This is a genomic window from Aurantimonas sp. C2-5-R2, from assembly GCF_036549495.1.
Lineage (GTDB): Bacteria > Pseudomonadota > Alphaproteobacteria > Rhizobiales > Rhizobiaceae > Aurantimonas > Aurantimonas coralicida_A.
In genome coordinates this window covers 1-527 of sequence record NZ_JAZHLJ010000293.1, presented here as the reverse complement: position 1 = coordinate 527, position 527 = coordinate 1, and the positions used below count along the sequence as shown (strand labels likewise).

At 59.0% G+C, this 527-nt stretch carries 1 protein-coding gene; it reads right to left on the bottom strand.

The annotated features are described in order from the left end of the window. Nucleotides 1-449: transposase (locus VQ044_RS25585; RefSeq protein ID WP_327650492.1), on the bottom strand; the 449-nt coding region annotated here is incomplete at its 3' end. Nucleotides 450-527 lie beyond the last annotated feature (78 nt).

The window sequence follows — 527 nt, the reverse complement described above, 5'->3', positions numbered from 1 at the left end:
GCGACGATGGTCGCGTCCACAATCTGACCGCCCATCGACAGGTAGCCGGCCTTGTTCAAATGCTTGTCAAAGCGGGCGAACAGGTTCTGGATCGCGCCGGCCTCGGCCAGATGCTCGCGGAACAGCCAGATCGTCTTGGCATCCGGCACTTTCTCGGCAATCCCGAGACCGAGAAAGCGCATGAAGGACAGCCGGTCCTGGATCTGGAATTCCGCTTGATCGTCGGAAAGATTGTAGAGCGCCTGCAGAACAAGAACCTTGAACATCAGCACCGCGTCATACGCAGGCCTGCCGCCCTTCGCCCCGTCCGAGCGCTTCAACGCTTTCGATAACGGCTTGCGGAAAACCTCCCAAGGCACAATCGCGTTCAGTTTCTCCAGCGGATCGCCGGCCTCGCTCAGCCGAACATACCGCTCGTCGATGTCCCAGAAACCCGGCTGTCCCCGCATGCCATCCTCCCGATCTCGGTCAGGTCAATGGAATCATAAAACGGGCCGAATGGGGAGGTTTTTCGAGATCTCCAGTTG